This window comes from Paenibacillus sp. FSL K6-2524, assembly GCF_038005525.1.
Classification (GTDB): Bacteria; Bacillota; Bacilli; order Paenibacillales; family Paenibacillaceae; genus Fontibacillus; species Fontibacillus anaericanus.
Map to the genome: position 1 here is coordinate 1,555,946 of NZ_JBBOSP010000001.1, position 13,783 is coordinate 1,569,728.

The following is a 13,783-nucleotide window of genomic DNA, read 5'->3' on the forward strand; positions in this document are numbered from 1 at the left end:
TGATTTGCAGGTTAGATTTATAAATCGACCTGAAGAACTAGCTGAGAGGTATATCACCATGTTTGAGGGTTTAGTTAACAACTTCACTATTCTTACGACATTTCTATTCTTTGGGAGTATGGTAAGAAGCAAATATCTGACTGAGAATCGTATGAAAAGAAAGTCTAACCACATAATTCCTGGTATTGTGCTGGGTTTATTTGGCGTAGTTCTGATGTACTTCTCCTTTCCCATTAGCAATACGGTAATAGCTGATTTCCGTCAGTTGCCTATTTTGATTTCCGTTTACCTTGGAGGTGGGACTGCTGGGGTAGCAACGGCGATTATCATCTCCATTTATCGATTGTTTTTTCTTAGCGGAATCAATATGTCTTCCGCACTAGCTGCAATCAATGCATTTGTGACTTTAGGGATTGCTATGGTATTGTTACGCGGAAGAAAGCTGTCTTTTAAGAGATGGGGTTGGTCATTGGGACTAACCATGATAACTGCAAGTACAATATTTGCGATTACCATACAAGAGGATAAGTGGTTTTCGATAGCGCTATTTAGTGTCGTATACATTTTGGGTGGTGTGTTCACATATTATATGCTGCAATATTTGAAGCGATCTGATGATATGTTGAGATTGATGAGTGAAGCAGCAAACCGAGACTTTCTGACGGGACTGTTCAATTCAAGAGCATTTGAAGCATTTATGGAACAGAAGTCGATAGTAACCCTCCATTCGAATACACCATTTACGCTCCTGATGGTGGATATTGACCATTTCAAATGTGTGAACGATACATATGGACATCCAGCTGGTGATGTAGTACTGGCTGATTTAGCGGAAGTGCTTAGGGATTCTTTCCGGCCGAATGATCATATCGCACGTAAAGGTGGAGAAGAGTTCGTTGTTGTTGTAGATCGATGTAATCACGAACAAATCACGATGATCGCTGAGAGATTACGCCGTAATGTGGAGGATCACGTATTCCGACTACCAGACGGAACAGATTTGCATATTACGATCTCAGTGGGTTGTGCAACTTATCCTGACGTTATGCTAGAACAGCTACTTGAGAAGGCGGATCAAGCATTGTATCAAGCCAAGGAGTCGGGAAGGAATCGTGTTTGTATTTGTGCATAAAGTCCTTTCAAAGAACAAGCTGAGGAGAAATCCTCAGCTTGTTTTATTTTTTATGAAACAATAGAGTGTTTATAGGACTCGATTTATGTAAATTACATGAAATGTTACTATAAGGATCAAATTCCATAACCGATATATAAAGTATATATTTTTGCTGACATACTGTAGATTCGAGGAGTGAACGTATGAGAAAAAAAACAATAAGCTCAATTAGAACCCGGATGATCGCTTCATATTTGATCGTACTGTTGGTTCCTAGTATCATTATCGCTTCCATTACCTATTCCGTGGCAAGTAACCGCGTTGAGGATGAATTGATGGCTAGTGCACTGGAAAGTGTAGATTCTGCCGATGTGATCATTACACAAGCTATCGAGAATAAATTATTAGATATTTCTTATTATGCAAAGTTATTTACTTCAGAAGCTGTCGATAAAGAGGTAGCTGAAAACGGGCGAGAGATAAAGGATAAGTTTAAGGAATATAAGGCTGTTCATAGTGATGTTCTTGATATGTATATCGGAACCAGCAATGGGAAAATCGTGCGTTCTCTAGATGATGCTCTGGCTTCTGATTATGATCCACGAAAGAGAGATTGGTATACGCTGGCCTTTAAGCAAGGGACAAGCCCGATTGTTTCTCCGTCGTTTCTTTCGGTCGATGGAAATATGGCTGTCTCCATCTCACAAGTTCTTCCGGATGGCAATGGGGTCATTTCACTTAACTTGGATCTAGCAGCTCTGACGAAAATGACAAACATGAAGGTTGGACAAGATGGATATATTACAATCTTAGATAATAGTAAGAAATTCTTGGTTAATCCTAGTGGTAACATAGGTGAGGAATCTACAGACAATTTCGTCCAAGAGATGTTCGCGAGTGATCTTGGAGAACTCAATTATACTTATCAAGGTAACAATTATAAGATGGCATTCATGAAGAATGAGGTAACTAATTGGAGAATTGGCGGTAGTTTAAATCAAGATGAAGTGCTAAGCAAGACCGTTGGTATCCGAAATACGGCGATTATTGTCGTCGTTATCTCCATATTGGCAGCAGGGATATTGATCTTCTTTAATGTCCGTTCTGTAACCGTACCACTTCGAAGATTGAAAGATGCAACAGCCGTTTTAAGTGAGGGAGACTTAACCAAACGGTTAGATAACTTCCGACAAGACGAGATTGGTGATTTAGCGAATAACTTTCAACTCATGGTCGATAATTTACGTAATATGGTTGGAAGTGTCCGAGAGATGACGGATAATGTATCTTCTTCAGCGGAGGAGCTCTCGGCGGGGGCGGAACAAACGACGAAGGCGATAGAGCATGTAACTGTAGCTATACAGGAAGTAGCAACGGGGAGCGAGCAACAACTGCAAAGCGTTGAGGGAGGCATGAAGACCATTGATTCTATGACCCGCAAGGTCGAGAATATCTCCGGTCATATGTTTGAGGTAACAAAGACGATGTCACAGACGACAGATGCTGCTGATCATGGTATTGCAGCGGTTGCAAGTACGGAGGAGAAAATTCGAAGTGTTAACCAGACAGTTGAAGAACTTGCATCTGTAATCCTGTCGTTGAATCGGCGTGCCGAACATATTGATGGAATTGTTAGTGTCATGGCAGGTATTTCGCAACAGACCAATTTGTTGGCATTAAACGCCTCAATTGAAGCAGCGAGAGCTGGGGAACAGGGTAGAGGATTTGCTATTGTTGCCTCTGAAGTCCGTAAGCTTGCTGAAGGATCAGCTCAGTCGGCAAATCAGATCAAGGAATTGATCGGACATATTCAGACAGAGATGAAGCAGGCTGTAGACACGATGGAAGATGTAAAAGACAAAGTTACGCAGGGCATAGAAGCAGTGGATACTTCAGGAAGCTCCTTTAAACTTATATCTGAATCCGTAGTCGGTGCTGCCAAGGTGATACAATCGGCGTCGGATGCAATGCATGATGTGACAGATGAAGCTAGTACTGTAACCCAGGCAATCCATCACATTCGTAGTCTCTCGCAGGAGGCGGCAAGTTCAACGGAGACCATATCTGCGGCGGCTGAGGAACAACTAGCGTCTGTAGAAGAAATCGCTTCCTCATCAACGGACCTTAGTAGTCTGGCAGAGCAATTACAACAATTGGTGGGACGCTTCAAAATATATAAAGACTAAATAAAATCTTATTCTAACACTTGAGAACCCTGGCAGATTTGTTAACTTTGCCAGGGTTCTCTTTATGTTTATACATGATGCTTTAACTATTCGTATCGTCACCACTATAACCGTTCAGCAAATCTGTGCCATGTAAAGCTTCTGTATCGGGAGCTGCTGGGTCAATTGGGGTATTCATCTCGATCTCATCTGCATCAGGTACATCTTGAAGTTCTACCCATTGATTATTATCACTAGAAGCGATATGGGTGGGTCCGCTCTCCTCGCTAATACCTTGTGTAATTCGGGTATCATGTGGTAACAGATCGGCGTCTGGAATGTCATTCTCAGGACGATATCCCTTCAATATTTCGTATCGCTCATATTCATAGTCAGCAGCTGTCTTGAACTCATCCATTATGGTTTCTGTCCTCCTGTGTCAGAATTAGGCATATACTTCAAATGTTCCTATTTGGAGTTTACCCCAAAAGCCGCAGTTCAATCGACGCACTTGATCAGGTACAAAAATTGTAAATACATAGGGTTGATTTAAAAGATATGATCCTATAATCATGACTTTTTATTGTGAATTAAGTTGCATATATGTATAAAGGACTAAGACTGTAAAACTATGGATAGCGTTAGTGAGTTAATAACGGTAAAATAACGATGTTACATATTATGATAGAATAATATAATTGCCAAATTATTGAAATGTTATTATATAATTGTATTGTCGTGATGGAGTAGCTGTCATTTTGTTATTTTATTAGCAGGGGTGCTGTAATGAAAGTCATTTATAAAGGCATGGTTATCCTCGTTGCATTGTTAGCCATAATTTTTTCTAGTTTTTTTTTGAAGGGTTCTGAGCGTGAGAATCCGAATGAAACAAAAATTAACCAGTTAAAAATTGTTTGGACAGATCAACTAGATACAAATATTAGCAAAAAACAACTAGAGGATCTGGATGGGTGGAAAAGTTATACCTTGGGAGCATCCCAATCCCTAAAACCTAATAAGGAATCATCCCAGTGGGTCGAGCTAGAACTTCCCCTGCTAAATTCTAGTACTCAGGCCGTGCTTTTTGAGAAAATATATGGATACCATGTTGTTGTTAAGCATGGGGATAATATTATTTATGAGTCCAGACGAAATTATAATTACGAAATAAATAGAATCCTAGTTCCAATAAACCCCAAGTTGGATGATACAAAGCTTTATGTTGGTATTCAATCTAAACATAGAGTGGGTATTCAGGATCAAATTCGAGTTGGTGATTACTATAATCTCGAGCATTCTTTTATCAGTAGCAATCTTACAGATCTAATATTAGGTTCAGCACTTATATTTATAGCGATCGTTATGATTATTTGCTCGTTATTCTTACATACCGAGCACATGTCAAGCTGGATCTCATTGTGTGCCTTGATTATGTCTAGCGGCTTAATAGTGGCGACATATTCACCTTTATTATATTCATGGTATGAAGATTCAGGCAGGTTGTTTGTAATATTATTTGATAGTGCTTTATTTATCCTATTACCTTCCTTTACTTATTTTTTTGAGAGTGTTTTTGGAAATGGTTATTTCTCTATCATAAAAAGATATCGTAAATTCCAAGTTGTTTATTCTCTATTTTGCTTTGTGTTAATGATTATAAATGAATGGTCAGGATATAAGTACTATTCCTTGTACAGCCTTTTTACAGCTGACTTATTGGGATTCATTATGATTATTCAGTTCGTTATATTGATTAGTATTTCGATAATTTACGCAATAAAGGGCAATCGTGATGCTGTTATTTTTACCACCGGTTTTATGATTTTTACGGTGTTAAGTGTTTCAGAACTGACATGGTTTTATTCCAGGTCGGGTTATTATGAGTTATTCCTCTGGAAGTGGGGAGTAATCAGCTTTTTAATTTCATTAATGATTATACTGGGGCGAAAGTTTGCCAGAACTCATTTACAAGTGGTGGAGTATTCCAAACAATTAGAAGTATTCAATAACGAGCTTCAACGATCGGAAAAAATGGAAATCATCAGTGAGTTAGCGGCTTCGGTTGCACACGAGGTGCGAAACCCTTTACAGGTAACCCGAGGTTTTATTCAACTTTTGGCTGAGAAGCAAGAAAAGAAGTCTGAAAAGGTTTATTTGAATATGGCGTTAGAAGAATTGGATCGTGCTTCAGGTATTATTACGGATTTTCTCACCTTTGCCAAACCGGAAGCAGGCAATGTGACAACATTGGATATATTGGAAGAATTCATTCATATTGAGGGGATTCTGGTGCCGATGGCCAACTTACAAGGTGGTAGAATAACTGTCAGTATCCCTAATGAACTATATATACTGGGAAACTCATCGAAGTTTAAGCAAGCTTTTGTTAACATTATTAAGAATAGCATTGAAGCGCTTAGCGGTGAAGGAGAAATTGTATTCTGGGCATACGAAGAGAAGGATCAAGTATGCATTCATATTAAAGACAACGGTGAGGGAATGGATGAAGAGGTTTTAACTCGTCTAGGAGAACCTTATTTTTCCAATAAGACAAAGGGAACTGGATTAGGCTTAATGGTTACTTTTCGGATTATCGAGGTCATGAATGGAAAAATTACATTTACAAGCAAAAAGGGGGTAGGAACGGAAGTCACCATTCGGTTTCCATCAGCCAAGAAGGTCTAAAGGAATTCCGAAAGTAATACTTCTGTTCCTACCCTGAACTTTTTAAAATTGAGGTTTATACTCCCCAGACTGCATTCGGTTTCACATCTGCTGTAATAACGCCGGATGGATTCGGAGGAAGGACAATATAGAATTCATTAGAATTCTCTTCCACCGCTCTAATTTCGATATGGTCCGGGAGAATTACGCCCAGTGCCTCCTGGATTGCCGCCTTTGGTTCAGATAACAGCTTTGCTTTGAAACTGGGATCTTGCCAAGCCTTTTGAATAACTTGTGTTTGAAGGGAAGCTCCTGATGTCATAAAATCACCCTTTCGCAATATAATGTAATATTTACCGAATTAAGTATAACATGAAAAATGTCAAAAATCTAGAATATTTAGGTATTTTTAGATAACCAATACGCTAATCCGCCTTGATATAACAAACTTCGCTCTTTTTCCAACTGCCTAGCAGCCTGCTGTAGATTCTTGCATAGGAAGTCATGAAATTCGTAAAGATGCGGAGAATATGACCGTATCGCCTCAAGGGATTCATGATGTGTTTCGGCCCGTTGCGCATACTGCAATAGAAGATCCGAGGCAGTCAGCGCTTGTCTAATTTCCTCTGGGTTTGGCCTCCGTTCGCCTCTAAGCTCTAGGTTATTCTGAACCATGGAGATTAGACAGTTATAACTGCCCTCCTGTAAATCTTTCTCCCAATCTTCCCAATCATCCAGCATTTGAAGCGTAATTAATACCGTATTTACTGCATCCTCCAAGAGTGGAATTAGCTTATGATTATCATTGCGTTCTATTAATAACAGTGAGCTGACGATAGATAGTTTAACAGGGGCTGCTTTGTGGGCAATTGCTATCGGGTTGTCCTGAAAGTAATCTCGAAGTTGCTCATGCGTCACAGCTTCCGCCCATTCAGTAACGTATTTCTTATAATAGCTCCAGAACGGGGAGTTTGAAGGGAAATAGTTACTATAACTCTGTATGAATTCATATTGAATGAAATTGGCAAGCGGAAGATGTAGGGGAGATTGTGAACTCGGATCGTCCATCAACTCATCAATGAGATGGTAATACATCATTCCAAATATATTAGCTACAGCAAAATTCTCACAGTCATGGATACTAACACCGGAGTTATCGTGTAACCAGAACGGTAGAAGATAACATATGTAATTTTTCGAACGATCTTCCTTTAATACATGGAACTTATCAAGGTATTCTAGGGCAGGCCCGCTAAAGGTATCGGGTAGCGCGGACAATATATGTTCAGCTTTTGTAAATGCTTGTCCTAGTTCTCCTTCATAGTTGGAGAGCCACTGCATATTAAATATCTCCTATTCTAATTATATTTTATCTTTACATGTATATTATAGATTAGACTGTATGAAATAGGTATTCAATCATATTGACAAAGCTTGAGTTACAGCCAATTGCCTTCACCCCGGAGCGGTTACCACGAATATTGGGATTGACCGGGGGACTGGCTTTGGTAAATCGATAGTTATAGACAACCGCCATTCATCTGGCGAGTTCAGGATTAGATTAGAACATTTGATTAATTCCGATTACGATAAGCAGTAAACCTGATATAACGGTAGCGGTATTACCAAACTTCTCAGCCGCATATTTCTCGCCAAATCCTGCACATAATAATAGTAATAGAAAACTGAAAATCCCGACAGATAGCGATGTATACCATATGTCTAGCTGGGTAATGCCCGCATTGAATCCACCGGCCAATGCATTCATAGCCAGCGCGGTACCTAGCAGTATAGATTCCGTTAAACTGATGGATTTGGAACTGTCTTTATCTGCTTCTTCAGGATTGCGGAGCAAGCGGGTAAACGCATTTGTATCGCTATCGCCATCCTTCTGCGATTTTTTCTTTTCTGTGAGTGGTTGTAACAGTACCCAAATCCCGACCCCGACGATGACAACCGTTCCGATGAATTGGCCAATCCAGGGATCGATATAAGAGGAAATCCAAGTCCCGAATAAACCTGAAGTTAAAGTGGCAAGAAGTGAAATGATGGAAATAGCTAAATTGGAATACCACGGAATACGAATTTTTCGGACCCCATATGCAATTCCGACCCCTGCATTATCTAGGTTGGAGGCCAACCCGATGGCAATAATAGCCCACAGATTGTAAGAATTCATGATGTTCTCCCCTTTGCATAGCTTGATGAAACAGCATATGCCCAGAAGTTTGTTTTGGTTTCGGTTAAATTTATAAGAAATATTTCCCTTTATTCTGTAAAAAGTAGTATAATTTTTACTAAGATATACCTAAGGAGTGATAAATGTGCTTGAAAATTTGTTGCGACCGACACATTTGCTGTTGTTGGTAATTGCTGCGCTCCTGTTATTTGGTCCTAGCAAATTACCTGAACTCGGGCGTAGCTTCGGCACGATGTTGAAAGAGTTCAAAAAAGGTGCCCGTGGTGATTATGTGGAAGAAGAGAAACCGCAGGAAATTAAAGCGGTTGAGGATAGTAAGTAGACTTAAATAATCCTTGCATGCAGGCGCCAGAAGCTGGCGTCCTTTTTGTGTTAAGATCCATGACAACAAGGATGATGGATTTACTTCATGAACTGCCGAATATCGATAAACGGTTATGAATATGTTACATTATAAACGGGATTACTAATAACCAGGTGTAAGCTTATGTACGGAGGGATACCAATGCAAGATGATTATTCACGAAAACTGGAGGACCAGAAAGGTCTGTTTAAACAACTCGGAATCAAGTTAAATGCACTAGGCATTCATGAGAAGGATTTCGATGTGAAAATGCGAGGGTATGAGAAGGAAGAAGTTGACCGCTTCCTCGATGATGTTATCGTCGATTACGAGCGCTTCTACGATATTATTACGGATCTTCTGGATAAATACAAAGAGATCCAGCGTCGTCAAGCCTATTGGGAAGAGGAGAAGAAGTCCCTTGCCCGACTGCCCAAACTCGAAACAGAGAATGTTGTAAATCGTCGAATTGTTGAAGATGGACTTCGGCAAATCGAACGGAGTTTGGAGCAATTTAAGCTTCATATCCGCGAGCAGATCTGAATTTGATTACAAGGGAGGAACCGGTGCGATTATGCGTCGGTTTTTTCGTTTTTTTGAATAATAGGTCATTAAAAGGCACAAACTTTACTTAACATAGGATACAAAAACTGCATTTCAGTGATATGGGATTGCTTATGGGCAGGTTAAGTGCTATTATATTAACAAGATTTAGATCTAGTCTAAATTTAAAATATTTAAATTCTGAAGCTTTCTAGACAAACTGTATATTACATTGGTGAATGGAGGAACAAGAAATGGCAAATCAAATTCTAACTCAAGGTGAACAAGTACTTCAAGGGAAATTGAATCTGCAGATCGCAAACTTAACGGTGCTCTACACTAAACTTCATAGCTTCCACTGGTATGTAAAAGGTGCTAAATTCTTTACACTACATGAAAAATTTGAAGAATTGTATAATGAAACTACTGGTTATTTAGATGAAATTGCTGAGCGGTTGCTTGCAATTGGAGGATCTCCGATTGCTACACTGAAAGAATCTTTGGCTATCGCAACCATCAAAGAAGCAAACGGCAAGGAAAGTGCTGAAGAGATGGTAGCTGCTGTTATTGCTGATTTTGAAACGATAAGTGAAGAACTTAAGCAAGGAATGGAAGCAGCAGTAGAAGCAGAGGACGAAGGTTCTGCAGACTTACTGTTGGGCATGCTAACGGCATTAGACAAGCACAGATGGATGTTGAATGCTTACTCAAGTAAATAAGTTAATGATGAAATGCCCCTTATCCAATGGATAAGAGGCGTTTTTTTTATCTAATAACAGGGGGGTTATACCTTGAATCGTTCGATAAGAGTCTGAAGCTTGTCAGACAGACTGGAAAGGAAACTAGCGGATGCATCTACTTCCTGCATAGAGGCTAATTGTTCTTCTGAAGCTGCAGACATGCTTTGAGCGTTATCAGTTGTTTCATTCGCTACTTCGACGATCTTCTCTATCGATTGTACCAATAGCTCTGAGTTGGTAGATAAATGCCGAACGGTGCCTGATAATTTGTTGATTGCTTTGGCAGTATACTCTGATGAACTTTCGATTTCAGTTAGGGATTCACCTACGCTACGCACCAGTTGTGTACCATGGGCGACTTCTTTAGCAGCTTCATCCATCGTATCACTCGTTTGTTCCATTTTATTTAATGTGAAATCAATCAGTGTAGCGATTTGCTTCGCCGATTCTGTGGATCGTTCCGCTAGCTTGCGGACAGAGGAAGCTACAACAGCAAAGCCACTACCTTGTTCACCTGCATGTGCCGCTTCAATTGCAGCGTTGATGGCAAGTAAATGAGTTTCAGCTGAGATTCCGGTTATGATATCAAGAATACTTTGGATTTCCTTTGAATGGCTACTCAGTTCTTGAACGTTATTAGAGAGCAAAAGAATTTTTTCTTCCATTGTACTCATTTGCTCTACCGTAAGTTTGATAGAGTGGCTACCTTGCTGCGAAGCAGATGAGGAAGTCTGCGCTGCTTGGGAGACATTCTGGGCGTTCTGGGCGATTTGGGTAATGAACTGTGCCATCTCTTGTAATGCTTTGGAGCCTTCTTCCAAACTACGCAGTTGTTGCTCTGCACCTTGGGCAAGTTCTTGCGTAATTAATGCAGTTTGTTCACTCGCTTTACCTGTTTGCATCGTGCTTGCAGATAATTGTTGCGATGATGAGGAAACCTGAAGTGACATATCATTAACTTCCGTAATTAGTTCCCGAAGATTGACTGTCATATTCCCGAAATCGCGTGCCAACCTGCCGACCTCATCCTTACTATTCAGCGATAATGGTTGCACAGTCAGATCACCTTTTGCTACCTGATTCACTTGGGTGGATAATTTCTCGATTGGACGAATCATCCAATGAATGAGGAAGTAGAGGACGATGGCTGCAATAAGGAATACGATAGCTCCAATAATGAAGGGCAAGGTAATAATCTCCCAAGTCCGATCATGAATAATGGAAGCATCAAAATTAATGGCCATAAGAGCGATGATTTCTTTATTTGGATCATGGTCCTTATAAATGGGGCCATAACCAGTTAAGAGGTCAACTCCATCATATGTATATACCTTAGAATAAACCGTGTGTTTCATAGTGGTGATCATATCTTTATCGGCTTGATCGAAATAGAATGCTTGTCCAGCGCTGTAACCACGTTGCTTCAAATGTTGGTCGGCAGCCAGAATTTTTCCGTCAAGCGAGAGAATGAACACTTCCTTGAATAGTGATTTATGATCAACTGTCCAGTTCAGTTGTTCTTCAATCTTAGCGAGATCGGAGGAGTCACCTGCTGCCAACTTCTCAATGTCACTCGGAGTTACGAGCCCTGTAGTGATATTTGCACAACCCACCACTTCAATCCCTACGGATTCATAAACTTGACGTTGTGCTGTTTGATAGCTGAATACACCGATTAGCGCACCGACAAGCATAAGAATTCCGATAACGGTTGCGGTAATTTTTTTTGCAAACCCCATAATTGGTTTCCCCCAAATCTTTCTATATAGAATTGTATGAAATTAAGTCCTGAGACCTAACTTACATTATAATTCTAAAGTGTCATCGGTGATTGAGATTTAAATCACAGATTTTAAGTATTAATTAAAAGAATGGGGGATTGTTGATCAATAGCCTCTTTTTGGGGTCACATATTAATTCGCTCTAAGTCCGGCAATTCCTAAGGCACGTCTGTCTACCTGAACTGTAGCAAGTGAAGAGTGCAATAATTCCATAACATCCATGGCACAACGTTCAGGTTTATAAAGGGGATGAAGCTGAGACGTTTTTTTGGAATACTCTCTTCGTGAAACTTCATTTGAAATGGATTTAAGCCATTTGTCTAGAATATCGCCTGAGGCGAGAACCTCCCCATAACCTTTACTGACAAAATATTCGCGATTCTTCTCTTCCTGCCCAGGGATAGTTTCATAGAACAGCATCGGTATTCCCTTTGCGAGAGCCTCTGTACAGGTCATCCCTCCGGGTTTGGTAATTAGCAAGTCGGAGGCGTCCATCCATTTGCTAATTTCACATGTGTGTCCCATCACAGTAATATTATGATGCCGAAGAGCGGGATGCTTCTGTAGTTTTGCAACTAGTTTCTCGTTACTCCCCATGCAGAATACAAGTTGAACGCTATCTCTCCAGGAACTGAGTCGATTGATGAACTCCTCCTTGAAGAGTAGCCCCCATCCACCACCCATAATGAGAGCGGTCGGCATATCTTTGATTCCAAGCTCTGCTCTTGCGGATTGTTTGTTCTGAATGTTCCAGAACTCCGGATGAACGGGAATGCCGGTCACCTGAATGGCTTCTGGGCTTATTCCGCGTCCGATTAGCAAATCACGCACCTCTAATGTAGAAACAAGATAATGTTCGACTTCTGGAGTAATCCATGAACCATGTGCATCATAGTCGGTAATAAGAGTACATAATGGAACATTGAGTCCGGCCGCTTTGAGTCTTGAGATGATCGTATTAGGAATAGGATGTGTACATATAATAAGGTCGGGTCTCAGCTGCCGAATTACCTGAGCTGCATGATGGTAGAACATTTTATGAAGGGCTAAGGTGGAGAGACGTCCCAATGGTTTCTTATATTGCTTTCGATAGAGTAAACCTACCAAGGCGGGGCTTGTATTAATGGTGAGTTTGTAAGCTGACAGAATCAAAGGTGCTACTGTGGGATTAAGAAAGGAACCAAGTTCCAGCACTTTCGTCTTGATCTGTGGATTTAGTTTCTTAAGTCCAGCAGCTAGAGCATATCCAGCTTGAGTATGTCCACTACCGAAGCCTTCTGATAAGATAAGTACTCGTTTTTTAGTCATAGCTTTGATCACCTACTTCAAATTTTATCCGATCACGCTGTGGATCGGTCAGCCTATAATTACATCATATTTGAACTAACTATGATAATCGGCACGCTTATATATCTGTATTGCTAGTTTAGTTTTTTTATAACGATCATGTAAGAGCCTGCGGGCGGGTCCTTTGCTGGACTTTAGTCGGGGAATGTTTAATGTAATGAAAAAAGATGAAAATTCTTGAAATATGCTTGCATTACATTCATGAAAATGTTAAAGTGAGCTATGACCAAATGACCGAAATCGTATTTTAGTCATTTAATGTTTAAGAAGAGGGAAGAAAAGGGGGTGCATAAGATGGCTGTGGTAGATCGCCGGAAACTAGTCATCGAAGCGGCGGAGAAATCGTTCGCCCTGTTCGGCTACAAAGCGACGACGATGGACCAAGTGGCAAGAATTGCTAATGTGGCCAAGGGTACGATCTATACATTTTTTACAAATAAAGAGGAATTGTTTGATGAAATTCTTCGCTCCATCATCGCGGATATGAAGCGGATATCAGAGCAGGAAGTACACGAGGATAAACCGTTCTTTGAGAACTTGTACCAAAGTATGGATGCTCTTTTGGTCTATAGAAGAGAGCAAGAATTACTGATCAAGCTTTTTCAAGAAGTACGTGATTTTGGCACACCGCAGGCAAGAGAAGGACTGGAGAAGGTTGAGAATGCAATTCTTGATTATTTGGAACGTCAAATTTCTCGTGCAGTAGAACGTGGAGAAATTCGCTCATTTGATCCAAAAGTCATTTCTTTTATCTTAATGAAGCTTTACGTTGCACTGACTTCAGATTGGAACAAGCTTCATGAGCCATTAAATGAGGCTCAAATCAAGGAGTTCGTCAAGATGTTTCTAACAGGCGGATTGTCACCAGAATAAGAGATGCTGGCCC

General features: G+C 40.3%; 13 protein-coding genes and 1 pseudogene. 8 read left to right on the forward strand and 6 right to left on the reverse strand.

Annotation, left to right across the window (positions count from 1 at the left end):
* The first annotated feature begins 58 nt into the window (after positions 1-58).
* Both NST85_RS06745 and NST85_RS06750 read left to right on the forward strand, forming a co-directional pair.
* Positions 59-1,132, forward strand: a complete 1,074-nt coding sequence (locus NST85_RS06745; protein WP_341188911.1) for a GGDEF domain-containing protein — start codon at positions 59-61, stop codon at positions 1,130-1,132.
* 185 nt (positions 1,133-1,317) lie between these two features.
* Complete coding sequence (locus NST85_RS06750) at positions 1,318-3,300, forward strand: methyl-accepting chemotaxis protein (protein WP_341188912.1); 1,983 nt, start codon at positions 1,318-1,320, stop codon at positions 3,298-3,300.
* An 82-nt stretch (positions 3,301-3,382) separates the two neighbouring features.
* On the opposite strand, the gene NST85_RS06755 is transcribed toward NST85_RS06750, so the two are convergent.
* Complete coding sequence (locus tag NST85_RS06755; protein ID WP_341188913.1) at positions 3,383-3,697, reverse strand: hypothetical protein; 315 nt, start codon at positions 3,695-3,697, stop codon at positions 3,383-3,385.
* A 368-nt stretch (positions 3,698-4,065) separates the two neighbouring features.
* On the opposite strand from NST85_RS06755, the gene NST85_RS06760 reads away from it, so the two are divergent.
* Complete coding sequence (locus NST85_RS06760; protein WP_341188914.1) at positions 4,066-5,964, forward strand: ATP-binding protein; 1,899 nt, start codon at positions 4,066-4,068, stop codon at positions 5,962-5,964.
* A 55-nt stretch (positions 5,965-6,019) separates the two neighbouring features.
* Here NST85_RS06760 and NST85_RS06765 read toward each other — a convergent pair whose 3' ends face one another.
* Positions 6,020-6,265, reverse strand: a complete 246-nt coding sequence (locus tag NST85_RS06765; protein WP_307394563.1) for an NHLP leader peptide family RiPP precursor — start codon at positions 6,263-6,265, stop codon at positions 6,020-6,022.
* A 77-nt stretch (positions 6,266-6,342) separates the two neighbouring features.
* Positions 6,343-7,284 carry a hypothetical protein gene (locus NST85_RS06770; RefSeq protein WP_341188915.1) on the reverse strand — a complete coding sequence of 314 codons (942 nt, stop codon included), beginning with the start codon at positions 7,282-7,284 and terminating at the stop codon, positions 6,343-6,345.
* Positions 7,285-7,381: 97 nt separating this feature from the next.
* Here NST85_RS06770 and NST85_RS06775 point away from each other — a divergent pair.
* A pseudogene (locus NST85_RS06775) lies at positions 7,382-7,465 on the forward strand (short-chain dehydrogenase); the annotation flags it as partial.
* Between the two features lie 39 nt (positions 7,466-7,504).
* Here the strand turns inward: NST85_RS06775 and ytaF are convergent.
* Positions 7,505-8,122 carry a sporulation membrane protein YtaF gene (gene ytaF, locus NST85_RS06780; RefSeq protein WP_127192065.1) on the reverse strand — a complete coding sequence of 206 codons (618 nt, stop codon included), beginning with the start codon at positions 8,120-8,122 and terminating at the stop codon, positions 7,505-7,507.
* A 145-nt stretch (positions 8,123-8,267) separates the two neighbouring features.
* Between ytaF and tatA the strand changes: the two genes are divergently transcribed.
* From tatA to NST85_RS06795, 3 genes are all read left to right on the forward strand, one after another.
* Complete coding sequence (gene tatA, locus NST85_RS06785; protein WP_127192064.1) at positions 8,268-8,465, forward strand: twin-arginine translocase TatA/TatE family subunit; 198 nt, start codon at positions 8,268-8,270, stop codon at positions 8,463-8,465.
* A gap of 183 nt (positions 8,466-8,648) precedes the next feature.
* Positions 8,649-9,029, forward strand: a complete 381-nt coding sequence (locus NST85_RS06790; RefSeq protein WP_307394556.1) for a DivIVA domain-containing protein — start codon at positions 8,649-8,651, stop codon at positions 9,027-9,029.
* 254 nt (positions 9,030-9,283) lie between these two features.
* Positions 9,284-9,748, forward strand: coding sequence for a Dps family protein (locus NST85_RS06795; RefSeq protein WP_127192062.1), 465 nt, complete (start codon positions 9,284-9,286; stop codon positions 9,746-9,748).
* A gap of 65 nt (positions 9,749-9,813) precedes the next feature.
* Here the strand turns inward: NST85_RS06795 and NST85_RS06800 are convergent, their stop codons facing one another.
* Both NST85_RS06800 and NST85_RS06805 read right to left on the reverse strand, forming a co-directional pair.
* On the reverse strand, positions 9,814-11,508 hold the full coding sequence (locus tag NST85_RS06800) for a methyl-accepting chemotaxis protein (protein ID WP_341188916.1): 1,695 nt from the start codon (positions 11,506-11,508) through the stop codon (positions 9,814-9,816).
* A 174-nt stretch (positions 11,509-11,682) separates the two neighbouring features.
* Positions 11,683-12,858, reverse strand: coding sequence for an MGDG synthase family glycosyltransferase (locus NST85_RS06805; RefSeq protein WP_341188917.1), 1,176 nt, complete (start codon positions 12,856-12,858; stop codon positions 11,683-11,685).
* 333 nt (positions 12,859-13,191) lie between these two features.
* Between NST85_RS06805 and NST85_RS06810 the strand changes: the two genes are divergently transcribed.
* On the forward strand, positions 13,192-13,770 hold the full coding sequence (locus NST85_RS06810) for a TetR/AcrR family transcriptional regulator (protein ID WP_127192059.1): 579 nt from the start codon (positions 13,192-13,194) through the stop codon (positions 13,768-13,770).
* Positions 13,771-13,783: the final 13 nt, after the last annotated feature.

What these genes read in the sequence shown, in the direction of transcription:
- NST85_RS06765 (WP_307394563.1), bottom strand. Translation starts at nt 6,265, where the DNA reads ATGACATCAGGAGCTTCCCTTCAAACACAAGTTATTCAAAAGGCTTGG.
- NST85_RS06750 (WP_341188912.1), top strand. Translation starts at nt 1,318, where the DNA reads ATGAGAAAAAAAACAATAAGCTCAATTAGAACCCGGATGATCGCTTCA.
- NST85_RS06790 (WP_307394556.1), top strand. Translation starts at nt 8,649, where the DNA reads ATGCAAGATGATTATTCACGAAAACTGGAGGACCAGAAAGGTCTGTTT.
- NST85_RS06745 (WP_341188911.1), top strand. Translation starts at nt 59, where the DNA reads ATGTTTGAGGGTTTAGTTAACAACTTCACTATTCTTACGACATTTCTA.
- NST85_RS06810 (WP_127192059.1), top strand. Translation starts at nt 13,192, where the DNA reads ATGGCTGTGGTAGATCGCCGGAAACTAGTCATCGAAGCGGCGGAGAAA.
- NST85_RS06805 (WP_341188917.1), bottom strand. Translation starts at nt 12,858, where the DNA reads ATGACTAAAAAACGAGTACTTATCTTATCAGAAGGCTTCGGTAGTGGA.
- NST85_RS06755 (WP_341188913.1), bottom strand. Translation starts at nt 3,697, where the DNA reads ATGGATGAGTTCAAGACAGCTGCTGACTATGAATATGAGCGATACGAA.
- ytaF (WP_127192065.1), bottom strand. Translation starts at nt 8,122, where the DNA reads ATGAATTCTTACAATCTGTGGGCTATTATTGCCATCGGGTTGGCCTCC.
- NST85_RS06795 (WP_127192062.1), top strand. Translation starts at nt 9,284, where the DNA reads ATGGCAAATCAAATTCTAACTCAAGGTGAACAAGTACTTCAAGGGAAA.
- NST85_RS06770 (WP_341188915.1), bottom strand. Translation starts at nt 7,284, where the DNA reads ATGCAGTGGCTCTCCAACTATGAAGGAGAACTAGGACAAGCATTTACA.
- NST85_RS06760 (WP_341188914.1), top strand. Translation starts at nt 4,066, where the DNA reads ATGAAAGTCATTTATAAAGGCATGGTTATCCTCGTTGCATTGTTAGCC.
- NST85_RS06800 (WP_341188916.1), bottom strand. Translation starts at nt 11,508, where the DNA reads ATGGGGTTTGCAAAAAAAATTACCGCAACCGTTATCGGAATTCTTATG.